The 23,681-nt window shown below is 60.4% G+C and carries 18 protein-coding genes; 8 read left to right on the forward strand and 10 right to left on the reverse strand.

Features of this window, described 5'->3' with window-relative positions; all coding sequences use genetic code 11:
• Positions 1-5 precede the first annotated feature (5 nt).
• The gene (gene aceE / locus CNX70_RS18290) at positions 6-2,672 is read right to left on the reverse strand and encodes a pyruvate dehydrogenase (acetyl-transferring), homodimeric type (RefSeq protein ID WP_096235914.1); all 2,667 of its coding nucleotides are present in this window, start codon (positions 2,670-2,672) and stop codon (positions 6-8) included.
• Between the two features lie 134 nt (positions 2,673-2,806).
• Here aceE and CNX70_RS18295 point away from each other — a divergent pair, with 134 nt between their 5' ends.
• A complete protein-coding gene (locus tag CNX70_RS18295; RefSeq protein WP_096235916.1) occupies positions 2,807-3,286 on the forward strand; it encodes a MarR family winged helix-turn-helix transcriptional regulator in 480 nt (159 codons plus the stop codon).
• Here the strand turns inward: CNX70_RS18295 and CNX70_RS18300 are convergent.
• On the reverse strand, positions 3,271-4,392 hold the full coding sequence (locus tag CNX70_RS18300; RefSeq protein ID WP_096235918.1) for a transketolase-like TK C-terminal-containing protein: 1,122 nt from the start codon (positions 4,390-4,392) through the stop codon (positions 3,271-3,273). The two genes, CNX70_RS18295 and CNX70_RS18300, sit on opposite strands and share 16 nt — an antisense overlap.
• Positions 4,393-4,529: 137 nt before the next feature.
• On the opposite strand from CNX70_RS18300, the gene CNX70_RS28290 reads away from it, so the two are divergent.
• Positions 4,530-4,718, forward strand: a complete 189-nt coding sequence (locus CNX70_RS28290; protein ID WP_157751116.1) for a hypothetical protein — start codon at positions 4,530-4,532, stop codon at positions 4,716-4,718.
• Positions 4,719-4,827: 109 nt separating this feature from the next.
• Here the strand turns inward: CNX70_RS28290 and ltrA are convergent, their stop codons facing one another.
• From ltrA to alaC, 3 genes are all read right to left on the reverse strand, one after another.
• Positions 4,828-6,195, reverse strand: coding sequence for a group II intron reverse transcriptase/maturase (gene ltrA / locus CNX70_RS18305; RefSeq protein ID WP_096235920.1), 1,368 nt, complete (start codon positions 6,193-6,195; stop codon positions 4,828-4,830).
• 574 nt (positions 6,196-6,769) lie between these two features.
• Positions 6,770-7,672, reverse strand: a complete 903-nt coding sequence (locus CNX70_RS18315; RefSeq protein WP_096235922.1) for an HNH endonuclease — start codon at positions 7,670-7,672, stop codon at positions 6,770-6,772.
• 262 nt (positions 7,673-7,934) lie between these two features.
• Positions 7,935-9,152 carry an alanine transaminase gene (alaC, locus tag CNX70_RS18320; protein WP_096235924.1) on the reverse strand — a complete coding sequence of 406 codons (1,218 nt, stop codon included), beginning with the start codon at positions 9,150-9,152 and terminating at the stop codon, positions 7,935-7,937.
• A gap of 309 nt (positions 9,153-9,461) precedes the next feature.
• Here alaC and CNX70_RS18325 point away from each other — a divergent pair, with 309 nt between their 5' ends.
• Positions 9,462-10,145, forward strand: a complete 684-nt coding sequence (locus CNX70_RS18325) for a pentapeptide repeat-containing protein (RefSeq protein WP_244198852.1) — start codon at positions 9,462-9,464, stop codon at positions 10,143-10,145.
• Between the two features lie 164 nt (positions 10,146-10,309).
• On the opposite strand, the gene CNX70_RS18330 is transcribed toward CNX70_RS18325, so the two are convergent.
• Positions 10,310-11,530: an MFS transporter gene (locus tag CNX70_RS18330; RefSeq protein ID WP_096235928.1), complete on the reverse strand. Its 1,221-nt coding sequence runs from the start codon at positions 11,528-11,530 to the stop codon at positions 10,310-10,312.
• Between the two features lie 114 nt (positions 11,531-11,644).
• Here CNX70_RS18330 and CNX70_RS18335 point away from each other — a divergent pair, with 114 nt between their 5' ends.
• Positions 11,645-12,571 (forward strand): LysR family transcriptional regulator, encoded by a 927-nt coding sequence (locus CNX70_RS18335; protein ID WP_096235930.1) that lies wholly within the window; start codon positions 11,645-11,647, stop codon positions 12,569-12,571.
• Between the two features lie 158 nt (positions 12,572-12,729).
• Here CNX70_RS18335 and CNX70_RS18340 read toward each other — a convergent pair whose 3' ends face one another.
• Positions 12,730-14,427 (reverse strand): glycosyltransferase family 39 protein, encoded by a 1,698-nt coding sequence (locus CNX70_RS18340; RefSeq protein WP_096235932.1) that lies wholly within the window; start codon positions 14,425-14,427, stop codon positions 12,730-12,732.
• A gap of 130 nt (positions 14,428-14,557) precedes the next feature.
• A complete protein-coding gene (locus CNX70_RS18345; RefSeq protein WP_096235934.1) occupies positions 14,558-16,828 on the reverse strand; it encodes a carboxy terminal-processing peptidase in 2,271 nt (756 codons plus the stop codon).
• Between the two features lie 518 nt (positions 16,829-17,346).
• Here CNX70_RS18345 and CNX70_RS18350 point away from each other — a divergent pair.
• Complete coding sequence (locus CNX70_RS18350; protein ID WP_167389681.1) at positions 17,347-19,317, forward strand: methyl-accepting chemotaxis protein; 1,971 nt, start codon at positions 17,347-17,349, stop codon at positions 19,315-19,317.
• A gap of 50 nt (positions 19,318-19,367) precedes the next feature.
• On the forward strand, positions 19,368-19,640 hold the full coding sequence (locus CNX70_RS18355; RefSeq protein WP_046684157.1) for a putative signal transducing protein: 273 nt from the start codon (positions 19,368-19,370) through the stop codon (positions 19,638-19,640).
• A gap of 1 nt (position 19,641) precedes the next feature.
• Here CNX70_RS18355 and CNX70_RS18360 read toward each other — a convergent pair whose 3' ends face one another.
• Complete coding sequence (locus CNX70_RS18360; RefSeq protein ID WP_096238536.1) at positions 19,642-20,160, reverse strand: thymidine kinase; 519 nt, start codon at positions 20,158-20,160, stop codon at positions 19,642-19,644.
• A gap of 333 nt (positions 20,161-20,493) precedes the next feature.
• Positions 20,494-20,784 (reverse strand): helix-turn-helix domain-containing protein, encoded by a 291-nt coding sequence (locus CNX70_RS18365; RefSeq protein WP_341865521.1) that lies wholly within the window; start codon positions 20,782-20,784, stop codon positions 20,494-20,496.
• A gap of 135 nt (positions 20,785-20,919) precedes the next feature.
• On the opposite strand from CNX70_RS18365, the gene CNX70_RS18370 reads away from it, so the two are divergent.
• Complete coding sequence (locus CNX70_RS18370) at positions 20,920-21,633, forward strand: hypothetical protein (RefSeq protein ID WP_157751118.1); 714 nt, start codon at positions 20,920-20,922, stop codon at positions 21,631-21,633.
• A gap of 809 nt (positions 21,634-22,442) precedes the next feature.
• A complete protein-coding gene (locus tag CNX70_RS18375; protein ID WP_157751120.1) occupies positions 22,443-23,591 on the forward strand; it encodes a hypothetical protein in 1,149 nt (382 codons plus the stop codon).
• The last annotated feature ends 90 nt before the right edge of the window (positions 23,592-23,681 follow it).

The raw sequence follows: 23,681 nt of genomic DNA on the forward strand, positions 1-23,681 counted from the left end.
AAAAGTTAGACGGATGTGGGATCAAGTTTTTCCACGTCGATGCCGTATCGGGCGATGGCCTCGCTAACCTTGCTGCGCGGCAGTTGTCCTCCGTCGGCCAGTGCCGTCAGCGCGGCCAGCACGATGAAATGGCGGTCCACCTCGAAGAAGGTACGCAGGGATTCGCGCGTATCGGAACGGCCGAAGCCATCCGTGCCCAGGGCAACAAAGCGCCGGTCCGTCACGAAGGGGCGCACCTGGTCAGCCACGATCTTCATGTAGTCGGTGGCGATCACCACGGGGCCTTGCCGGCCGGCCAGGCATTGCTGGATATACGGCACGCGCGGTTCGCTGCCAGGGTGCAACATGTTCCAGCGCTCCACCGCCAGGCCGTCGCGCCGCACTTGCGTCAGGCTGGTGGCGCTCCACACATCAGCCGCCACGCCGAAATCCTGCTGCAGCAGCGCGCTGGCTGCCTGCACTTCGCGCAGGATGGAGCCGCTGCCCATCAGCTGCACGCGTGGCACAGCGGCTTCCGGGCTTTCCTGCAGCAAATACAAGCCCTGCAAGATGCCCGCCTCGGCTCCTGCCGGCATGGCCGGATGGGGATAGTTTTCGTTGAGCAAGGTGATGTAATAAAAAATGTCTTCCTGCTCGGCAAACATGCGGCGCATGCCATCCTGGATGATCACCGCCAACTCGTAGGCATAGGTGGGATCGTAGGAAATGCAGTTGGGAATCACGGATGACAGCACGTGGCTGTGACCATCGTCGTGCTGGAGGCCTTCGCCCATCAGCGTCGTGCGGCCCGAGGTAGCGCCCAGCAGGAATCCCCGTGTGCGGGCATCGGCCGCTGCCCAGGCCAGGTCGCCCACGCGCTGCAAGCCGAACATCGAATAAAAGATGTAGAACGGAATGGTCGCCAGACCATGGTTGCTGTAGGATGTGCCGGCCGCGATCCACGAGGAAATCGCACCCGATTCGTTGATGCCCTCCTGCAAGATCTGCCCATCCTTGGCTTCCTTGTAATAGCTGAGCTGGCCCGCATCCTGCGGCGTGTACAGCTGGCCCAGGTAGGAATGGATGCCGATCTGGCGGAACAGGCCCTCCATGCCGAAGGTGCGCGACTCGTCCGGCACGATGGGCACGATGATCTTGCTCAAGGCGGGGTCTTTCAGCAGGGCGCCCAAAATGCGCACGAAGGCCATGGTGGTGGACGCGCCCCGCTCGCCGCTATCCTTGAGCTGGGTGGCGAATGTGGACAGCGGCGGTATGGGCAGCGGCGCCACCTTGCTGATGCGGGCGGGAATGTAGCCGCCCAGCTGCGCCCGGCGCGCGGCGAAGTAGCGCGCTTCCTCGCTGTCCGGCGCCGGTTTCAGATACGGCATCTCTTCCAGCTGGGCATCGCTGACGGGCAGCGCGAAGCGGTCGCGGAACGCGCGCACGGCGTCGGCGCTCATCTTTTTCAGTTGATGGTTGATGTTCTGCCCTTCGCCCGCCTCGCCCATGCCGAAACCCTTGACGGTTTTCGCCAGGATCACGGTCGGGCGCCCCGGCGTGCGCATGGCTTCCGCGTAAGCCGCGTGGACTTTCTCCGGGTCGTGGCCGCCGCGCGTCAGTTGCCAGATGTCGTCGTCGGACATGTGCGCCACCAGCGCCAACAGTTCCGGATACTTGCCAAAGAAATGCTCGCGCACATACGCGCCATTCTGCGATTTGAAGGTCTGGTAATCGCCGTCCACGCATTCCATCATGCGCTGGCGCAACAAACCGCTCGTGTCGCGCGCCAATAAGTCATCCCAACCGCTGCCCCAGATAACCTTGATGACATGCCAGCCCGCCGCGCGGAAGGTGCCTTCCAGTTCCTGGATGACTTTGCTGTTCCCGCGCACGGGACCGTCCAGGCGCTGCAAGTTGCAGTTGACGACGAAGATCAGGTTATCCAGGCGCTCGCGGCCGCCCAGGGAAATGGCGGCCAGCGATTCCGGCTGGTCCATCTCGCCGTCGCCGAGGAAAGCCCACACCTTGCGGCCCTGGTGCGGCTTCAAGTCGCGGTACTCCAGGTAGCGCATGAAACGGGCCTGGTAGGCGGCCGTCAGCGGCCCCAGTCCCATCGATACCGTGGGGAATTGCCAGAAATCGGGCATCAAACGGGGATGCGGATACGAGGACAGGCCCTCGCGCCCCGCTTCGCGGCGGTAATTGTCCAGCTGCGCTTGCGTGATGCGGCCTTCCAGATAGGCGCGGCCGTAGATGCCCGGCGCGGAATGGCCCTGGATGTAGACCAGGTCGCCGGCAAACTGGTCCGTATGACCGCGGAAGAAATGGTTGAAGCCCACGTCGTACAGCACGGCCGCCGACTGGTAAGTCGCGATGTGGCCGCCCACGTTCGAATGCTTGGCCGCGCGCAACACCATCACCATGGCGTTCCAGCGGATGTAGGCATTCAGGCGGCGCTCGATGGCCAGGTCGCCAGGGTATGCGGGCTGGCGCGCCGTGGCGATGCTGTTGGTGTAGGCAGTGGTGACGCGGCCGTGCATGCCGCCGTGCTGCGCGGCATCAATATCGACCAGCTGGTCGAGCAGGTAGTGGGCGCGCGGACGCCCTTCCACGGCGACGACGGCCTGCATCGCCTCCAGCCATTCTTTGGTTTCCTGCGGATCGATATCGGGTACAGCAAGGGATGAGGTCATGGCAGTCTCCTGGGGGTGGGCATTCATCGTCATGATCGATTGCTACTGCAATCATTGCATTTGCAATCGTTATGCCGGCCATTGTATAGCGCTATAATTGCATTTGCAACTGTGATCGTTTTGGAGGAATACCGATGTCCGCAACTGAGTCTGCAAGCAAGTCTGCAACCGCGCCCGACCTGTGGTTTTCGTTCGTGCGCACGCACCGTTTGATGATCCGCGAGATCGAGCGCCGCCTGGCGGCGGCCGACCTGCCCGTGTATGCGTGGTATGACGTGCTGTGGGGACTCGAAAGCGGCCCGGACGGTTCGCGCCGCATGCACGAACTGGCCGACGCGCTGGCCATCGAACGCTACAACCTGACGCGCCTGGTAGACAAGCTGGAAACGGACCGGCTGGTGACGCGCACGCGCTCGCAGGAAGACGGGCGCGCCGCCTTCGTGTCCATCACGGAAGATGGCAAGGTCTTGCGCAAGAAGATGTGGACCGTGTACCAGGCCACGGTAGCCGACCTGTTCCTGGCGCAATTTACCGGCGGCGAGCAGCAGGACTTCAGCGCCGCCCTGGCCCGCGCCGCCGAGGCGGCACGCGGCGCCGCTCAGAGCAAGGCGTAACGCCGCAGCGCGTATTCGACGAACTGCAGGGGCAGCGCACCATCGTCGGCCAGGGCCTTCAAGGCGGTGACGGCCAGCCATGGCGCGCTGACCTCCATCATGGCATCCGCGCCGACGGCGATGAAGCGCCCGCGCACATGGCCGCCGATCTGCCCCGCGATGTGCTGCCCGTAGCCGGTGACGGCGATGACGGGTGCGGCACTGTCGTCGAGGCAGCGCCGCACATGGGCCAGTCTTGGAGCGGCGCGCGGGTGACGCAGGTTCCACTGCTCCGCCGCCTGTGCATCGCGCGCCAGGCGCGTGTAGCTGGGGCAACTCCACACTTGCGTGGCGATATCCCAGTCCTCCTTCAGCAAGCGGGCGGCATCGGCAACGACGGCCAGCATCCTGCCTGCTCCGCACAGGCGCACCCGGCATGGCGCCGGACTCGGCGGCGACACTCGGTACATGCCAAGACTGGCCGCTGCCGCATCGGCGGCCGACAAGGGCGCCGTCGCATCTTCATCCGCACCTTCGTCCGCATCTTCGTCATGTATGGCCAGATAGTAATAGCCTGACTGCTGCTCCACGTACAGCGTTTCCAGCGCCGAGCGCAGGATGGCGCGCACTTCCTCGCCCGTCGCCGGATCGAACGGGGTGCAATTGTGCTGCGCGGCCAGCCAGGCGGGCAGTGCGGGCTGCACGCCTTTCGGCCAGCGCGAGGCGTGCGTTTCCGCATCATTGCAGACGATGCCGCGCTCACCCGACTCGACCAGCAACCCGCGCAAGGCCTGCAGCGAGGCGGGGCTGCACAGGTAGAGCAGCGGCTTTTCCGCTTGCGTCGCGGCCGGGCGATAGCGCACAGCCCAGGCGCCCGCGGACGCTCCCACCTCCCACGCGTCCCCGTCCAGGCATGGCGGCGCCTGCGTACCCACGCTGCGCATCCGCGCCACCAGCGCACCGCCCTGCTTCAGGCTGCCGGCCAAGGCGCCCAGCGCGCGGCGCGGCGAAGCAGGTGGTAGTGGCAAGCCTGACGTTGGCACCAGCGCGGCCAGGCAGGCTTGAAAGGCGTGGCCCGTTTCGCCGCCTGGCAGTGGCGGCTGGGAAAATGAAGGGGGCATATGCATGGCGGCTCCTGTCTCGGTATCGCTTGCGCATGGCAGACATTGCCTATACGATTGCAACTACAATGATTGTAATTGCAATCCTTTGCGCGAGCAAGGGACACACGAGCCAACCGAAATTCCTGCCTTCAAGGTGAACAATGACACTGAATAATTCTGAAACCGTGCGCATGGCCTATGCCGTGAAGCTGACGGATGCGCAAGTCGAGGCGGCCAAGCGCCTGTATGCCGCGCATTTTGGCAGCACGGACAACCCGCAGGCGCTGGCCGCCATCATCGCAGCGCTGGCGCGCAACTACAGTTCCGCCGTGGCGGCGAACGTGCTGTAGCGAACGACGCATGACGCGAGCATCGGCATAGGGGCGGCCAGTAATTGACCGGTCCCCTGCCACACCACCCGGCATGCGGGTCCGCACCGGGCGGTTCGAGTAGTTGAGGTTATGAGAGGCGAGGCACGCCAAGACCATCAAAGTAGGCAATCGTCAGCACGTTGTTCAGCGCCAGACGACTGTTGTGCCACCAGCGGCGGCTGTTCGCCGCCACCAGTCGCGCCACCTTTGCCGAAGCCCCCAAGGCCAGCAATTCACGATACATCGTCTTGCCACGTTTCCAATGCTTGAGCTGAATCGCCCGCAATCGGTGACGTATCCATTCATCCAGCCTGCGCCAGACTCCCGGTGTTTGCGCCAATCCAAAGTAGGCTTTCCAGCCGAGCATGTAGCGCCGCAGCGGTTCGATCAGCTCGGTCATGCTGCGCCCACAGGTGCGCCGGGTCAGTTCCCGGATACGCTGCTTGAACGTTGCCTGCGCCTTATACGATACCGCACGTTTGATCTCGTCTCTTGGGCCTTGCCATAGCTCGTACCCCAGAAACTTGCGGCCGAACGCACTGGCCACCGCGCTTTTCGATACATTGATCGTCAGGCGCAGCTTGTCGTATAAACGCTTGAGCAGGGCCATCACCCGTTCGCCCGCTTTCCGGCTGCGTACATAAATATTGCAGTCATCAGCATAACGGGCAAAGCGATGCCCCCGGCGTTCAAGCTCCCGATCCACCTCGTCGAGCAACACATTGGCCAACAGCGGTGACAGCGGCCCGCCTTGCGGCGTACCCCGTTCGCGCTCGGCCAGCACGCCGTTGTGCATGATGCCGGCGTTCAGAAATGACCGGATCAGCCGGATCATGCCGGCGTCCCCAATGCGTTTCATCAGTCGCTCGATCAGCACATCGTGATTGACGCGATCGAAGAACTTCTCCAGATCGACATCGACCACCACCCGGTAGCCTTGCTGCACGTACTGCTGTGCGGCGAGCACGGCGTCGCGTGCGCGACGCCCCGGACGGAAGCCGTGGCTGTGTTCACTAAAAGTAGGATCGAGCAGCGGTTGCAACACTTGCAGGACGGCCTGTTGAATCAGCCGGTCGACCACGGTGGGTATCCCCAGTTCACGTTCGCTGCCATCGGGCTTGGGAATGCCGACGCGACGCACCGGACTGGGCCGGTACGTGCCTGCCATCACTTGATCGCGGATGGTCGGCAATGCGGTTACCAGATAGCGGCCGGTCGCGGCGATGTCCAGACCGTCCACGCCTGCTGCACCTTTATTCGCCTTCACGCGTTTCCACGCGCGTTGCATGTTCTCTCTCGCCAACACCTGCGCAAGCAGGTTTGGTCCTGCGCCCACGGTGCCATGCCGCGTGGGACGAGCTTCATCGCTGCGTGCTCCAACGATGGCTTCACCATCGCCTGCCGCACACCGCTCCGCTGACGCGGACATCTGATGCAATGCCTTTCCCATCGACATGGTGTTTGACGCTCCTTCTCGTTCGGCCCTTCACCTAAAAAAAAAAAAAACCAGGCTACTATGGCCTCTGCTGACTTCTCGCTCCGGCTTCCGCCGTCGCCCTTTCAGGCATGAGGCGAGATCTCTCCAGGTAAGAACGCACTCCTTCTCTGCACAACCGCCGGATTTACGACGCCGGGCCTTGACCACAAGAGCTTCGCGGTTTCTCGCCCGCTCGCCCTGACCGGCACCGCCTTCTATCCGATTCTTGTACATCGGCTCGCAGATTCGCTCCACGCTTCCTCTCCACGGTCGGTCACCCTTCCGCAGTTGCGCTTCACTTCGTTCGCTGTGGCCAACTCACGACGGGACTTGCACCCGCAAGAGTGCGTCCATGCTGGACGCACAAAAAAAAGCCCGCTGCGGGAGCGGGCTGAATCTATTTTCTTGGAGGAAGATAGAGGAGACAGATGCATGATGCCGCATTGCAGCATATCAATCCAATTACATGTTGTGATAGCGGAGATATGAATTATCCATATCTCGTACAAGTTGCGAAACAGGCAGCGACATCAACGGCAGTTGCGGCCACTATTCAATCCTGGGGCGGCGAACAAAAGGCAAAGCGTTGCCGATGCATGCGCAGATAATATTTCTGTTCTTCCCTCAAAACGATACGCAACGGAGCAGGTAAACCGATGAGTTCACGATGCCGCCCCAGCAGCGAGGGGGAGCAGAACATGGCACCATCATCAGCAAAGCTGATCAGGCCCCGATCGAACAAGGCATCCAGGGTCGCGATCAGCGGCAAGCCATTATGCGGATCAAGGCGCTGCTGATCAGTGGCCCCTTGCCAGGACAGCGCATGCGAAGCACGCAGAACCGGCTCAAGATCGCACCCCGTCACCGCACATTTTCTATCCCACAATGCGAGCAATTCGTCCCGATACCTGCCTTGGCCCCGCCGGGCCTGGCACAGTATTTCTATCTCCGTTGATCGCCCCTTCCCCCTCGAAAGCAAATCATGGATATCATTTTGCTCCACCCTGCTGGCGATCAATGCGAGGATGGCTTCCTTCCCTTTGTTCAAGGCCCCGAAAGCTTGTCGGGGATTGGTGCCGTGAAAAACGACGACTTCGGCCGAGGAAACAGGCGTACTGCGCAGATCAGCATACCAGCGCACCATGCGGTGATACTCTTCTGGTTCATTCGGACTGACCACTCCTCCGCCGCGATACACGATGACTGGCGCGTCATCGAGCACTGTGCCAGCAGCAACGATGCCTATCTTGTTTACCCATAACAGCAGGGTGTCACCGCGCTTGGGCCGCTTGATCTTTTCCAGGAACTCGGGGCCGCCACTGGTCACCGCAACGCCCCTGACTAACCATTCGTTATGAAAACTGAACTCATTATTGGACGTTGCATCGCTATTGATGAAAAACGTGTCCGCCTCAGGAACTTTTTGCTGTCCTTTGCTCAGATTTTCATGTGCCATGTCGGACTTTCATAGGAGGATAGCCGCGCATTGAAACATGCATTGCCACCAACGTCCACAGAATACTCTTCAGACAACAAATATGAATTTCCAGGCAAAAAAAGCCCGCTGCAGGAGCGGGCTGAATCTATTTCCTTGGAGGAAGATAGAGGAGACAGATGCATGATGCCGCGTCGCAGCATATAAAACCACTTTATATTCGTGATGTCAGAAATACGCGGCAGTGATATTAGGGGCAACAATTAATTCCATGCGGCAATTTTTATGCTGTCGCTTCCGTTTTTGCGTCGCCGGAGCGCAACATATTCTTGATGCCCCGCAACGCCTGCCGCACGCGGGCCTCGTTTTCGATCAGGGCGAAGCGCACGTATTCATCGCCGTATTCGCCGAAGCCGATGCCGGGCGAGACGCTCACCTTGGCTTTTTGCAGCAGCAGTTTGGCAAACTCCAGCGAACCCAGGTGGCGATAAGCCTCGGGGATATGCGCCCAGATGTACATCGAAGCCTTCGGCTTTTCCACCATCCAGCCCGCTTCATGCAAACCTTTCACCAGCACGTCGCGGCGGCGCTGGTATTGCGCGCAGATTTCCGTCACGCAGCTTTGATCACCTTCCAGCGCGGCAATGGCCGCCACTTGCACGGGCGTAAAACTGCCGTAGTCGTGATAGCTCTTGATGCGCGCCAGGGCCGACACCAGTTCCGCGTTGCCGACCATGAAACCGATGCGCCAGCCCGCCATGTTGTAGCTTTTCGACATGGTAAAGAACTCCACGGCCACATCGCGCGCGCCGGGCACCTGCATGATGGACGGCGCCTTCCAGCCATCGAAAGTGATGTCGGCATACGCCAGGTCATGCACCACCAGAATATTGTGCTGCTTCGCCAGCGCGACGACGCGCTCGAAAAACTCCAGTTCCACGCATTGCGCCGTGGGGTTGGACGGAAAACCCAGCACCATCATCTTCGGTTTCGGGTAGCTTTCGCGGATGGCCCGTTCCAGTTCGGCAAAGAAATCCACGCCCGGCCCCATGCGCACGGAACGGATATCGGCGCCCGCGATCACGGCGCCCCAGATGTGAATCGGGTAGCTGGGATTGGGTACCAGCACCGTATCGCCACGATCGAGCGTCGCCAGCATCAAATGCGCCAGGCCCTCTTTCGAGCCGATGGTGACGATGGCTTCGCTGTCCGGGTCGATATCGACCTCGTAGCGCTTCTTGTACCAATGGGCAATGGCGCGGCGCAACCGCGGAATACCTTTTGACGCGGAATAGCCGTGCGTGTCGGGGCGTTTCACCGTTTCGATCAGCTTGTCCACGATGTGGGCCGGGGTGGCGCCATCGGGATTGCCCATCGACATGTCGATGATGTCCTCGCCACGGCGGCGCGCGGCCATCTTGAGCTCGGCGGTGATATTGAAAACGTAGGGGGGAAGGCGATTGATGCGCGAAAAGCTGCGCGGAGCTTGGCTGTCGGTCATGATATCTCTATACGTAAGCGCCCGGATCCGTCCGAGCGACGTTGGCACAATGAGTGCGCCTGCAACGATACTAACGCAGTTTATCCGGCACTGGCAAGGGTGCTGCAGAGCCGTTACAATGCAGGCTGATCGAAAATGAGCGCACCGGTTGGTAACCCGGTAAGTGCCCGGCACAGTCCGGCATGCTCCCGCCCACGCGGACCCACGGCGCTGACCCTTGGCTGTACCACCAGCCGGGGAGGTGTTCTGGTTCGTGCATTTCCCGCCGCGCCATCCCTCCCCTGCTTTTTTACTTTAGGAATGAGACGGATGGCAACACACGACACCGCAGCAAGCAGCATGACCCTGGACCGCGCCGGCATCGAGCAGCAACTGGCGCAATCAGTGCACCACTTCATCGAGTGCGCCTTCGACGGCGAAGACTTGTCGCGCCTCGATTTGCAGGGCTGCACGTTTGAACGCTGCACCTTTGCCGAAACGAACTTGTTTGCCAGCAAGCTGGCGCGCAGCACCTGGCGCCGCTGCCGCGCCGGCAGCGCCGATTTCGAATCCGTCGACGCCGTCGACGCCACGTTCGAAGGCTGCGACCTGAACAACACAAAATGGCGGCGCGCCAAGCTGGCCTCGGTCACCTACCGGGGCTGCAAGCTGACGGGGGCGTCTTTCGAGGAAGTAGCCCACCTGGGCCTCACCTTCGAAGACAGCCTGCTGGTGGGCGCCGATTTGCGCGGCTTCTCGTTCCGCAAGGCCATCTTGAAACAGCTGGATTTTTCCGATGCCTACCTGGCCGGCTGCGACTTCCGCGACGCCGTCTTCGAAGGGGGCAGCTTGCGCAACGCCACCATCAAACTGGCAAAGTTCCAGGGCGCGGACTTGCGCGGCGCCGATATCGACGGTTTCAAACTGAGCGAAGCGGCGCTGCTGAAAGGCGCCGTCATCACGCATGCGCAGGCAGCCAACTTCATGCGCGCGCTCGATCTGGTGGTGATTTAATCTGAAAAGACAAAAAAAAAGCCCGCTGCGGGAGCGGGCTGAATCTATTTCCTTGGAGGAGATAGAGGAGACAAGAGCATCTTGCGGCATCGCGGCATATCACGCCACTTTATATTCATGATGATAGAAATTCCTGGCAGTGATAATGAGACGGCATCAGGGTTTCAAGCCGGGCGGCGCGTGGCCAGCGGTAAAAATTCTGCCAGCCACACCAGCAGGGCCAGGCCCGGAAATGCCATGCCGGTCAGCAAGGTCGCCGGCCAGCCGTAGCTGGCATACACCCAGGCACCGATGGCCGAGCCGGCCGCGCCGCCGGCAAAGAACAGCGCAAAATACAGACCGTTCAGGCGGCCCCGCACTTCCGCACCCAGACTGAAGATGGCGCGCTGGCCCAGCACCAGATTCGCCGCCACGCCCATGTCGAGCACGATAGAAGCCACCACCAGCAAGCCCAGCGCCAGGTGCTTCGATGTTGGCGCGAACATCGGCAAGGCAAACGCGACGATGCCCAGCGCCAGCGCGGCAGCCGTGGCCGGCAAGGTATGGCCCGCATCGGCCAGGCGGCCGGCGATGGGCGAGGCAATGGCGCCCGCCATGCCCACCAGGGCAAAGATGGCGATGCCCGTTTGCGACAGGCCGAACGCGGGGCTGGCCAGCACCAGCGGCGTGACGGTCCAGAACAGGCTGAAGGCGCCAAACAGTCCCGCGTGATAGGCGGCGCGGCGGCGCAGCACGGGTGTGCCCAGCAGCAAGTGCCACAGCGAGGCCATCAGGGCCGGATACTTCATGTTCGAGACAGGCTGGCGTACGGGCAAGGCGCGGCGCAACACCAGCGCCAGCAGCAGCATCAGCACGGCGGCGCCGCCAAACACCACGTGCCAGCTGGCGTGCGCGGCCACCAATGACGCCACGGGACGGGCCAGCATGATGCCCAGCAACAAACCGCTGACCACCTTGCCCACCGTCTGGCCCCGCGTCGCTTCCTGCGACAGGTGGGCGGCAAACGGCACGATCACTTGCGCCGCCACGGAACCCAAGCCGATGGCCAGCGCAGCGGCCAGGAACACGATGGCGCCCGTGCTCATGGCCGCGACCACCAGGGCGGTAGCCGTCACCAGCAAGGCCGTGATGATCAGGCGGCGGTTTTCCAGCAAATCACCGAGGGGCACGACAAACAGCAGCCCTAGGGTATAGCCCACTTGCGTCAGGGTAACGATCAGTCCGGCCGCCTTGGCCGACAGGCCCGTCGAGGCGCTGATGGGCCCGACGAGGGTTTGCGCGTAATACAGATTGGCCACGATCAGGCCGGAAGCGACGGCCAGCAGCAGCACCATGGCGGGCGCAATGTCGTGGGGAGTAATAGATGAAGATGAGGCCTTGTTCATGTTGTTTCCTCGGTTCGGTAGAGATGTTGCCATTCTAGGCAAAACCGGGGCAAAGATAATTAGCGCATAATCCACCTACACTTTTCACATAAGATGAACAACGGAAGCTATCCTATGGACAAGATCAAGGCCATGCAGACCTTCGTGCGCATCGTCGAAGCCAACAGCTTTTCCAAGGCGGCCGAGACATTGAATTTGCCGCGCGCCGCGCTGACGGCCACCCTGCAAAAACTGGAAGCCTACCTGGGCACGCAATTGCTGCAGCGAACCACACGCCGCCTGTCCCTGACGCCGGAAGGGGCCGAGTACTTTCGCCACTGCATCGATATCCTGAAGGCTGTCGACACGGCGGAACTGGCGTTTCGCGGCCCCGACGCGAAAAAACCGCGCGGCTTGTTGCGCATCAACTTGCCCAATACGGTAGGCCGCACGCTGGTCGTGCCGCATATCGCGCATTTCCACGCCGCCTGGCCGGACGTGCAATTGCAGCTGAGCCTGACGGACCGCCTGGTCGACCTGACGCAGGAAGGCATCGATTGCGCCTTGCGCGTGGGCACCTTGCAAGATTCCGCCTTCATCGGCAAGCAGGTCGGCCTGATGCGCTTTGTCACGTGCGCCTCGCCGGCCTACCTGGCGCAGCACGGCACGCCGCACACCCTGGCAGACCTGTCCACGCACAGCGGCGTCATGCATTACTCGGGCCGCACGGGACGCGCTTTCGACTGGGATTTTCAACAAGGCAAGGAGGTCGTGCGCGTGCAGATGGCCGGTCCCATCGCCGTCAACGATGCCGACGCCAGCGTCGCCTGCGCCTTGCAGGGGCTGGGACTGGCGCAGGCGGCCGTGTACCAGGTACGCGAGCACCTCGACAGCGGCGCGCTGGTCGCCGTACTGGCCGACCACCCGCCGACGCCCATGCCCATGTCGCTGCTGACGCCGCAAGGGCGGCTGGCCACGCCCAAGCTGCAAGCGTTTGCCGGCTGGCTCACGGCACTGCTGGCCGCCCAGCACGACGTGCAGTTGCCCACACACAAAATCTGAGGCAAAAAAAGCCCGCTACGAGAGCGGGCTGAATCTATTTTCTTGGAGGAGAATAGAGGAGACAGACGCATCATGCCGCAGCGCCGGCAGCAACGCCAATTGTCATTGATGATGAGGATCATATGAACTGGTGATAACGGCTGCCCCCACCCCACTCATCACTGCGGCATGACATAGGCGATGCCAAACTGATGCGGCAGCTTGCCCGTGACCGTCACCGACGGTTGCAGCACGGCGCCAGGGAAGCGGCTGGCCAGATAGGCAGGCAGCGCCGCCCCTTCCAGCTTCACATTCCACACGATGACGGCGCCGGCTTGCCGGACGTCACCGGCCTCGGCCCAGGGACTGAGGCGCTGATCTCCATGGGAAAAAATCACGGAGGGCCGGTCACGGGCATAGAACGCCACGTTGCCGGCAGTCCAGGTATTGCCCACGACATATTTCAAGGGCCGTCCAGTCATCGTCCTCCAGCGCGTATTGATGGCCTGTCCAAGACTGTTTCCCGGAAAGTTGACGGCCTGCTCGTTGCCCGTGATGGCCGTGCCAAATTTCTTTTCCGCCACAAAATACACCATCGGAAACAGCAGCAGTAGCAGCCAGGCGCGGCGCAGGCAGTGCAGGCGTTGCCGCGTGATCACGGGCCTGAGCAGCAGGACGATGAACAGGCCCAGGAAAAGCCAGAGCGGCGCGCCCCACATTGCCCGCAGGGGCCGCTGTGCGGAAAACGAGAGCACGAGCGAGAATACGGCCGGTCCCAGCGCCAGCGTGGCGATATACGAAAAATCAAAATCCTCCCAGCGCACGCGCAGCCAGTGCTTTGTCGCCCGCCAGCGCCACAGCAGTAGCGACACCAGCAGCAAGGGCAGCAAGGCCAGCACTTGCGCGCCGATAAAGGCCATGTATTGCGTGAGGAAGCTCACGGTATCGTGGACTTGCGGCGCCCTGTGGCCCACATATTTCAGCGATATAAAATCGGTTTCAACAATCCAGTACAGATGCGGCAAAAACAGCAGCGTGCAGACCAGAATGAGGAACCACGGGCCCTTTGAACGCAAACGGCTGCGGGAAAAAGGATGGATCACGGCGAAGATGGCGATTGGCACGATGTAAGCGCCCATGGAATAGCGCGACCACAGGCCCAGGCTGGCCACGACGCCGGCCAGTATCCAGTCGGCCAGCCTGTCCGCGCGTATCGCCTTGTGCAGCAGCCAGCCGAACAAGGCGGAAAATGGCATTTGCAGGACGATGTCGTTCAATTCCAGCGTGGGCAGGCTCAGGTAATACACGCCTTCGAGCAGCAAGGCGCCGATGAGCGCTTCCAGTACCGAAGCGACGCGCTGCCCAAGCTGCCAGACAGCAAAGAAGACCGTGGCAACGCACAACTGCCCCGCCAGATAGCTGATCCACAGTCCCTTGCCGGACCATTGGGTGAGGACCTGTATTACCCAAGGAAACAAGGGTGGATCTTTCTCGTATCCCAGCTGCCACTCCTTGCCCCACGCCAAGCCCTCCAGCATGTCCAGCGCCGCGTTGCTTTGCAAAAATAACGGCAGCACGGTCCAGCAGAAAAGGTGCGCCAGCACGGCGATGACGAAGTATTTCCTGACGGTGGCGGGGCTGATATCAGCCTGTGGCTGCTGCACCTGCATCATTGCTAATCTCATAGACTCTGCATTTTTAAATATCTCTCTCACGACACGAAAATCAATCGTATCTTCCATGGCAATACGCTCGGCGGCCGAGCGTCCCGGCGCAAGCTCGGCGACCGGCAAATCATAGTGAGCAAAAATGGAGTATCGATGAAGGTAAGATGAATTTTTCCTGAATGCCAAATTGGAAAATTGACACGCATTCATCGTCTTGCCCGTGTAGCGCAGGGCAAGAAGCGCCAGTCAAGGGAGACAGGCGCTGCCCCAATGGGGCGGGACGTCAAAAAAAAGGGCCGCCCCATACGGAGCGGCCCCATTCGGCACCGTCAAACCAGCGCTATTTCGCTGTCGCCGCCACCGGACTGACCTTGCCGTCTGCACCATACGGCAAAACCTTCGATGCCATGCGGGTATCGGCCTTGATCAGCGCCACTTCGTCGGCCAGGATGCGCGCCGCTTCGTTCAGCAGCACGTCCTTGGCGCTTTTCGCGGCCGTTTCGGCATCGAGTTCCGCGCTGAGGGCCCGCTCGTCGCCCTGCAAGCCGTCGTCGGTGCGCAAGGCGCCCTTCACGGCGGCGATCTGCTTGGCCGTCTTGCTTGCCGCTTTCGTACCCTTCAGCACGTCTTTCGGATCCGGAATCACCACCAGATCTTCGGCAGGATTCGAAATTTGCGCGATCAGGCGTTTTTCACGCGCCTTGGCGCGCGCTTCCTGGGCATCGCGCTCCTTGCGGCGCACGGTTTCATTGAGCGAAATCTGGTTTTCCTTGCGCTGCTTGACGACCAGAGCTATGTCATCGAGCAAGTACTGGAAATCCTTGTCCTTGGCCACGCGCGCTTCATGTTTCTTGTCCAGCAGCGGCACGATATCCTTCAGGTCGCCCGTCGGTATGTAGGGCGCCGGCTTGATGGCCACCCATGGCAAGGCATTGTCATAGCTCGATTCGCCAAAGTTTTCCGTGTCCGACATGGCTGGCAGCTTGATGTCGGGGGTGACGCCGCGCAACTGCGTGGTGCCGCCATTGATGCGGAAAAATTGCGCGATGGTCATTTTCAACTCGCCGAAGCGGGCTTTCTCGCTGCCGCCGAAACGGTCGAGGTTGAACAAGGTTTGTACGGTACCCTTGCCGAAGCTGCCTTCGCCGATGATGACGCCACGGCCGTAGTCCTGCACGGCGGCGGCGAAAATTTCGGAAGCGGAAGCGGAGCCTCGGTTGATCAGCACGCCCATCGGGCCGTCCCAGGCCAGGCCCGCATTCGTATCGCTTTCCACGTCGACCTTGCCTTCGGCATTGCGCTGCATCACGACCGGGCCCTTGTCGATGAACAGGCCCGTCAGTTCGACGGCTTCGTTCAGCGAACCGCCGCCGTTGTTGCGCAAGTCGATCAGGACGTTGTCGACCTTATCCTTCTTCAACTCGGCCAGCAAACGGCTGACGTCGCGCGTGGCGCTTTTAAAGTCTTTGTCGCCACGGCGGCGCGCTTCGAAGTCCTGGTAGAAGGTCGGCAGCGCAATGACGCCGATGCGGCGCTTGACGCCGTTTTCCCGCACTTCAATGACCGATTTCTTCGCCGCCTGCTCTTCCATGCTGATTTTCTTGCGCACCAGCGGCAAGACCAGGTGCTTGGCGTCCGGGCCGGCGTCGGCCGGCAGGATGTCGAGGCGCACCACGGAATCCTTGGCGCCGCGGATCAGCTGCACCACGTCGTCGATGCGCATGCCCAGCACTTCGGTGATGGGGCCGCTTTCGCCCTGCCCCACGCCGACGATGCGGTCGCCCACTTTCAGCTTGCCCGACAAGCCGGCCGGGCTGCCCGGCACGACTTCGCGCACCACCGTGTATTCATCGCGCGTCTGCAGCACGGCACCGATGCCTTCGAGCGACAAACGCATGGCGATGTCGAAGTTGTCCGAAGCGCGCGGGCCCAGGTAATTGGTATGCGGCTCGATCGACATGGCGTAAGCGTTCATGAAGATCTGGAACACGTCTTCGCTGTTGAGCTTGCGCGAACGGGTCGTGTAGCTTTCATAGCGCTTGTCCAGCGTTTCGCGGATGGCCTTGTCTTCCTTGCCCGCCAGTTTCAGGCGCAGCCAGTCGTTCTTGACACGCTTGCGCCACAAGTCGCGCACTTCTTCGTCGTTCTTCGGCCAGGCAGCCTTTTCGCGGTCGATCTGGTAGCTCTCGTCGGCCGTAAAATCGAACTTGGTTTTGAGTAATTCACGCGCATACGCCATACGCTCATCGAAACGCTGCTGGTACAGGTTGTAGATGGCAAACGGCGCCGTCAGATCTTCATTGATGATGGCGTCATCGAGCCTGGTGCGCAGCGGGGCGAAACGGTCGATGTCGGCCTGCACGAAAAACAGTTTTTCCGCGTCCAGGGATTTGAAATAGCGGTCGAAGATTTTCTCCGACATGGCGTCATCGAGCGGCATGGCCTTGTAATGGACGCGCGTCAAGACGCGCGATGCCCACAAGGCGGCCTGCGTTTGCTGGGCCAGCGGCTTCATGGTGAGCGGAGGAGCGGCGCTCTTGTCCGTCTGGGCTGCGCCAGCGTGGGCTGACAGGGCAAGCACCAGGGTGACCAGCATCATTTGCTTCTTCATCGGCTTCTCCGAGTTTAGTTGAATCAATTCCAGGCGGCGCAGCTATGCATGCGCCAGCCAGCAAGACAGTAAGGGGAATACACGACTGGTCTGCATATTATTCTACAGGATACGGCCAGGCAGTCTCCCATGGAAGATCAGTTTCTTCCTGGAAGCTTAAACGCGGATTAAAGGCCGCGTCTCATTCATTACAAAGTGAAACATTCGTGACAAAAATCGCATCCCCCGCCAGCGGCGAATATCAACATGCTCCATTAAAATCAAAAAAGTCAATAGGCCGCTTTCGCGATCCTTGATGCAGACGATGTTTTTACGCGAAAAATTGATTCCTGCGGGAAACACTTAGTAACAAAAGGCAAGCAACATGCTATCATCGCGCCCTGAAATTTTGCTTGCCTGCGCGCAGCTCCCGAACGGGCACGCCTCCGCTTCAAGCGCATTCCCACCAGATCCCCTCCCCGCGTGTCATGTCATGACCAGGAATGGCCGAGCTGATTACCCTTTGCCAGACTCAAACTATGCCTACAAAATCGTTCTCCCCCCGCCACTGGAGTGTCGGGGGCAAGATTACCGTCTTCACGTTTGCGCTCGTCAGCCTGATCCTCGCCAGCCTGACGACCTTGATCGGTATCCGCACCTCAAATGTCCTGGAACAGCGCGCTGAAGCGGCCGTCACCAGCGAACTCAATAGCGTCATGACGACTACGCAAGTGTTTCATACCGCCATGGTGAACGAGGCGGCCAGCTTCGCGCGCCTGTTCGCGGCCGAATTTCCCGGCCCATTCACGGTCGACACGGGCGCCATGGTGGCCGTGGCCGGCAAAGCCACGCCCGCCCTGGCCAACGGCGGCAAGGTGCTCAACCTCGACACGGCCGTGGTCGACCGCTACACGGCGCAGACGGGCGTGATCGCCACCATCTTTGCCGCCAACGGCGATGAATTCGTGCGCATCAGCACCTCGCTGAAAAAGCAGGATGGCGAACGGGCCATCGGTACCCAGCTCGACCACAATCACCCCAGCTATGCGCCGCTGTGCGCAGGCCAGCGCTTCGTTGGCATGGCCACCTTGTTTGGCAAGCAATACATCACCCAGTACGACCCCGTGCGCGATGCGGGCGGCAAGGTGGTGGGCGTGCTGTTCATCGGCCTCGATATCAGCAAGAATCTGGCCATGCTGAAAGAGAAGATTCGCCAGGTCAAGATCGGCCAGACGGGCTACATCTATATCGTCGACACGGCCCCCGGCGCCAATTACGGCCACCTGGTGCTGCACCCGAACAGCGAAGGCAAGAGCGCGCTCGAGTTCAAGGCCAGCGACGGGCGCCTGTTCATCCAGGAAATGCTGGCGCAAAAAGACGGCGCCATGCGTTATACGTGGACGGCGCCGGGCGAAACGAGTGCCAGCGCGCGCGAAAAGCAGCTGTATTACCGTCAATTCAAGGATTGGCAATGGATCATCGCGGGCGGCACGTTCACGGACGAGATCACCCTGGAAGCGCGCCAGCTGCGCAACCAGCTGGCCATTTCCGGCTTCATCGCCCTGCTCGTCTTCGCCCTGTTGCTGTACTGGCTGGTGCGCACGCTCGTGTCGCGCCCGCTGGCCGCCGCCGAAACGGCCGCCGCGCAAATCGCCGCCGGCGACCTGACGGTGCACCTCGATACGACCAGCCTGGACGAAATCGGCCGCCTGCTGCGCGCCATGAACCGCATCAGCGACAAGCTGTCGCAAGTGGTCGGCAATGTGCGCGGCAGCGCCGGGCAGATCGCCACCGCGTCCGGTGAAATCGCCAGCGGCAACCTGGATTTGTCTAGCCGCACGGAACAGCAAGCCAGTTCGCTGGAAGAAACGGCCGCCTCGATGGAAGAACTCAGTTCCACCGTGCGCCAGAACGTCGATCACGCGCAGCAGGCAAGCCGGCTGGCGCGCGATTCGTCGACCCTGGCAGCCGAAGGCGGCGCGGCCGTGGCGCAAGTGGCCAGCACCATGGACGCCATCCGCAGCTCCTCAAACAAGATCGCCGACATCATCGGCGTCATCGACGGCATCGCCTTCCAGACGAATATCCTGGCCTTGAACGCGGCCGTGGAAGCGGCGCGGGCCGGCGAGCAGGGACGCGGCTTTGCCGTCGTCGCCACCGAGGTGCGCACCCTGGCGCAGCGCTCGACGGCCGCCGCGAAAGACATCAAGGATTTGATCCAGGCGTCCGCCAGCACGGTGGACCTGGGCCACGCGCAAGTGAGCGAAGCCAGCGCCACCATGGACACGGTGGTGGCCAGCGTGCAGCAACTGAGCACCATCATGGCCGAGATCGCGCAGGCGAGCGACGAGCAGCGCAGCGGCATCGAGCAAGTCAATCAGGCCATCGCCCAGATGGACCAGGTGACCCAGCAGAACGCAGCCCTGGTGGAGGAAGCGGCCGCAGCGGCAGACGCCTTGCAGGAGCAGGCGCAGGAGCTGAACCAGGTGGTGGGCGTGTTCAAGCTGTAGTTCAAACCTGATGCTAAGATGGGGACGAATCCACCTTGCCAGGAGGCACCATGCATGACGACTACGTTTTAATTGCCCGGCTGATGATCCCCACGGATGCGCACGTCATCCGCGGCTGCCTGGCAGCGGCCGGCATAGACGTGCTGCTGACGGACGACCAGCACATGCAGGCCGACATGCTGCTGGCGGCCGCCATCGGCGGCGCCCGCGTGATGGTGCGCGAACACGACGTGGCGCGCGCGAATGAAATCCTGGCCGCCTTCGAGCGGGGCGACTTGGCCCTGTCCGACGATGCCGATGTAGGCGCGCCCGTCGCCGATTAATTTACGAGTAGAAACAGCGCCCGCACGCCTGGCGGTAACTCTCGTTGCCGCCAATACTGATCTGCTCGCCTTCCTTGATGCGGTGGCCCTGCTCATCCACGCGGATGTTCATCGTGGCCTTCTTGCCGCAGGTACAGATATTTTTCAATTCCTCGATATCGTCGGCCAGCGCCAGCAGATAGGCCGAGCCGGGGAACGGTTCGCCCTTGAAATCCGTGCGCAAGCCGTAGCAGATGACGGGCACGCCCTTCACTTGCGCCAGCTGGTGCAGTTGCTGCACCTGCGCCGTGCTGAGAAATTGCGCCTCATCGACCAGCAAACAAGCGACCTGGGGTATATCGTCGAGGAAATTCGTGTCGGCATGGAAGATATCGACCTGGCGCTGCGGGCCCAGGCGCGAGGTGACGCGGCCTACGCCGTAGCGGCTGTCGATGGCGGCCGTGTACAGGCGCACCTGCTGGCCCTGCTCTTCATAGTTGTGCGCGACTTGCAACAAGGCCGTCGACTTGCCCGCGTTCATGCTGCGTATTAATCCCAAATAATACATAGATAAGGCTCACCAGTCAGCTTCCCCCTAACAATCATGGACTTATAAAATTCTATAGCACAATGCATACATACATTGATATACATTGTTTGACCATGGCAGGACTCCACGAAACCTTGACGACCTCAAGCGCAGCGCAGGGTGTCAGCGTTACTAAACGGCCTTTGATAAGTATCGTCGACTATCTCCATTTTTTAAGTAGAAAGGGGCATTGAATCCGACCGCGTCACTCATGTAGTTGCCATCGTGGTATAGCGAATCAAGCATTCGATATCGGCGTATTAGAGGGGCAGCTAGCTTGAATTGCTAGTGATGCAACAAATCTAAGATATCAACCTTCAGCACCTCGGCCAATTTCTCAATATTGTCGAGAGACACGGTCTCGAGAGCTCCCTCGATGCGAGAAAGAAACACCCGGGAAAGACCCGAATGCTCTGCCAAAACATCTTGGCTCATACCTCTTTTTGCACGCCAATCCCTTAGATTACGAGCGAGTCGTTCTCGGGCTGTTTTGACTGTGTAAGGGCTGCTCATGACAGCCATAGCATGAGTTATATACTTTACTCGGTCTATAAAGTATACGATACAATATTTCATAATGCGGCAAACCAAGCTTGCGGCGTCCTTCTACGCCTGTTCTCCGCTCGGTTTTTTCTGCCGCCATAGGGGTAAAGAAGTTTGGCGCAGTTGTGCTCCTTCTCATTTACTAGCAGAACGCATCCACATAACGCTTTGACCAAGGCAATTTTTAACTACGAAATGACTTCAGCTCAATTCCTTTCTTCCTACTGCATTTTTTCAGCTGCAGTGGGTGCATCCCGTGCAGGCCTGCCCTCGGGCCGGGCCGACGCCGATAGCAAAGCGGTGGCAAAAGCGTTCAAGGAGGCCACCAAGGGGCTGGCACGGTCAGACTTGGCCAGCATCACGGAGTACTTGCATTGGATAACTACGCAGCCTGGGTGCGTTGAAAGTAACCTGACCCAGGCCTATGCGACTGAGTTCCGTCTCGACCGTGCCATGGGAAGACGTGGGCCTGAATTAATTGAGGATGGCACCTTAATCACCGCAACTGAGCTGTGTCTTCGTGCTGGCTTCACCGAAGCTCGCCTACTCGAGTTGGTACGTGAACGAAAGTTCTTCACGATGCCGCATTGGGTTGACGGTGTTTTCGGCGATGACTATTACCCCGCTTTTTTTGCTGAATCGCAGTACGACCCGGCCTGTCTTGCCGCTGTCTCAAAAGGACTACTTGGCATTGACGGAGTTCGTAAGTTTCGTTTTTTCACAACCGAGCACGCGGACTTGGGCAACCAGACACCGTTAAAAATATTGGAGACAGCTGGGGCGCATGGTGGTGCCGTAGCGTACGAGCAGAGACTTGAGCAGGTGCTGCTGGCAGCAAAGCAATTTCGACGACGAGTACCTAAAGCGAGGTTAAGCCTATGACACGGCATGACGGAGCTCACTCTCTTTGCACATCCGCAAATCTTGCGGACGCCGGGATGGAACGCGAAGTACGCAGTCATCAGCTTGGCTTTGCTAGGAGGGGCTGGCGGTTTCTGCTGCTATTAGTGGCTACCCTCACCCCGCTGGCCAGTCAAGCTTACACCGCCATTGCACAGGTCGACGGAATACCACACGGCACGATTTACGCCGCGTGGGGTTACGCAACTCAAAAAGGGGCTGACTTGGCTGCAGTAAAAGGATGTAGAGCCTATGCAAAAGAAAGCGGCCTGGCTAAGAGGGCGGCAACGTGCGCCGTAATACATAGGCAAAAAGGATTCGGCGGCGGTGCGATGGTGTGCGGGGTAAGAGGATGTGCAATGAGCACAGGTGTCGACACGCAGCAGGACGCCGTAGACCGAGCATTTCGCCAATGTGAGGAAAAGAAGCTGGGTGATTGTCAAACTACTGATGTCACCAGTTGGTGGGACGAGGCAGGATATATCCAGCCAAGTACGCCGAAGCGGGAGGCAAAGTCGAATTGCGGCCCGCCACCAGGACGAACAGTTCGGTCTACCTACCAGTGCATTAACGGCGACTGCGTACGTACCTTTGAAAATGGCTGCACGCAGCGGTTCCAAGCTCAGTATTGCCACGACCCCATCAGTGGGAAATGGGACTGGAAACCGGATGGATGCTAGCCAAAGGTGCGCTTCAGCCGCCCTAAGCGAAACAATTCTTCACCGATGACCTCAGCTACAAAAGTCATACCTCTGCCCGCGAGGGCCTACGCTTGTCCATCCTTAAGAAAAATGAAAACTATACAAAAAATTTCAGCAACCGCCGCCATGCTTATCATTGCTGGATGCGGCGGAGGGGGTTCCAGTAGCAATGCCGGCCCGTCCGCGCCACCAACAACGGTGACACCGCCAGTAACGGCGGCGCCAACGACCGTAACCAACATTTTGACCGGCGCGGCTGCGCCAGGCGTCGCTACCCAGACTATTCGAGGCACCGCATATGTCGGCGCCTCCGTGACCGCGTACAGCGTGCAGGCGGATGGCAGCTCCGGGGCAGCCTTGGGCGCGCCGGCTAATGCGGACGTCAACGGCCAGTTCGCCATCACAGCAACCGCCGCCCCTTTGGGACCGGTACGCCTTGTGGCGGTTGGCGGAACAGTAGCCCGTGCTGCAGACAACACAATCCAGCCTGGCGGTTCGCTGGAACTGATAACGCCGTTCGTGACCACTGAGTACAACAACTTCAAAATTAGCCCGCTAACTGATATCGCGGCTAATGCGATGACGGCGAGCGCACGGAAAGGTGCGCCATTGGCCAACGCATTTGTCGAGGGTATGCAGCGCCTGCTCGAGCTAGATGTTGCGAACGCCGTTTTCCTGCAGGACAAGTCGGTATACCTGAATGTGCTGAAAGGGTCAGTCAAGAGCGACACGACATTTTACGGTGCCCAATCATTGCAAGGCCAAGAACTGCTGAATGGACTGGAGTACCTCGGTGTGATGCTGGACCTGCCAGCCACAGCGGTGGTCAAGGCCGTCGGCGCCTCAGCTCAGAGCAGCTACGCGTTGGCCAATGTCGATGGCTCGGGCTCGGCCGTCAGTGTCGGGACATGGGCGAACGGCGCGTTTAACCCCGGAGCGACAGTGACGCTGAAGGCCCTTCGAGACGCTAAAACGCCCGATGCACAAAAAGTAGCGGGGCCTGCGGGTACTAGCGTTGCTCCTCGGCTAAACGAATACGTGAGTCGCTACTTGATTATGGACTTCGTCATGGATACTGCGTGCCGCAGCAATGCATCGCTGTATTTCACTAGCCGCTATCCGTACTACCAGGTTGATGCTCAAGGAAAAATGCCCGCAGCCGATTGCAGCGCGGCAGCGCAGCGCATCGCTGACATCAAGGCCCGCATCGCAACTAACAATAGCACTCGAATGAAGTAACAGGTTCAGGCGCGATGCGGCTGCCATCACCGCGGAGCGATATTTGGAAGCGCTTTGTCGCAGGCGCACAGTAACGAGCAAATCAAAGGA

Source organism: Janthinobacterium svalbardense, assembly GCF_002327145.1.
GTDB classification, from domain to species: Bacteria; Pseudomonadota; Gammaproteobacteria; order Burkholderiales; family Burkholderiaceae_D; genus Janthinobacterium; species Janthinobacterium tructae.

What these genes read in the sequence shown, in the direction of transcription:
- aceE (WP_096235914.1), bottom strand. Translation starts at nt 2,672, where the DNA reads ATGACCTCATCCCTTGCTGTACCCGATATCGATCCGCAGGAAACCAAA.
- CNX70_RS18295 (WP_096235916.1), top strand. Translation starts at nt 2,807, where the DNA reads ATGTCCGCAACTGAGTCTGCAAGCAAGTCTGCAACCGCGCCCGACCTG.
- CNX70_RS18300 (WP_096235918.1), bottom strand. Translation starts at nt 4,392, where the DNA reads ATGCATATGCCCCCTTCATTTTCCCAGCCGCCACTGCCAGGCGGCGAA.
- CNX70_RS28290 (WP_157751116.1), top strand. Translation starts at nt 4,530, where the DNA reads ATGACACTGAATAATTCTGAAACCGTGCGCATGGCCTATGCCGTGAAG.
- ltrA (WP_096235920.1), bottom strand. Translation starts at nt 6,195, where the DNA reads ATGTCGATGGGAAAGGCATTGCATCAGATGTCCGCGTCAGCGGAGCGG.
- CNX70_RS18315 (WP_096235922.1), bottom strand. Translation starts at nt 7,672, where the DNA reads ATGGCACATGAAAATCTGAGCAAAGGACAGCAAAAAGTTCCTGAGGCG.
- alaC (WP_096235924.1), bottom strand. Translation starts at nt 9,152, where the DNA reads ATGACCGACAGCCAAGCTCCGCGCAGCTTTTCGCGCATCAATCGCCTT.
- CNX70_RS18325 (WP_244198852.1), top strand. Translation starts at nt 9,462, where the DNA reads ATGGCAACACACGACACCGCAGCAAGCAGCATGACCCTGGACCGCGCC.
- CNX70_RS18330 (WP_096235928.1), bottom strand. Translation starts at nt 11,530, where the DNA reads ATGAACAAGGCCTCATCTTCATCTATTACTCCCCACGACATTGCGCCC.
- CNX70_RS18335 (WP_096235930.1), top strand. Translation starts at nt 11,645, where the DNA reads ATGGACAAGATCAAGGCCATGCAGACCTTCGTGCGCATCGTCGAAGCC.
- CNX70_RS18340 (WP_096235932.1), bottom strand. Translation starts at nt 14,427, where the DNA reads ATGAATGCGTGTCAATTTTCCAATTTGGCATTCAGGAAAAATTCATCT.
- CNX70_RS18345 (WP_096235934.1), bottom strand. Translation starts at nt 16,828, where the DNA reads ATGAAGAAGCAAATGATGCTGGTCACCCTGGTGCTTGCCCTGTCAGCC.
- CNX70_RS18350 (WP_167389681.1), top strand. Translation starts at nt 17,347, where the DNA reads ATGCCTACAAAATCGTTCTCCCCCCGCCACTGGAGTGTCGGGGGCAAG.
- CNX70_RS18355 (WP_046684157.1), top strand. Translation starts at nt 19,368, where the DNA reads ATGCATGACGACTACGTTTTAATTGCCCGGCTGATGATCCCCACGGAT.
- CNX70_RS18360 (WP_096238536.1), bottom strand. Translation starts at nt 20,160, where the DNA reads ATGAACGCGGGCAAGTCGACGGCCTTGTTGCAAGTCGCGCACAACTAT.
- CNX70_RS18365 (WP_341865521.1), bottom strand. Translation starts at nt 20,784, where the DNA reads ATGAAATATTGTATCGTATACTTTATAGACCGAGTAAAGTATATAACT.
- CNX70_RS18375 (WP_157751120.1), top strand. Translation starts at nt 22,443, where the DNA reads ATGAAAACTATACAAAAAATTTCAGCAACCGCCGCCATGCTTATCATT.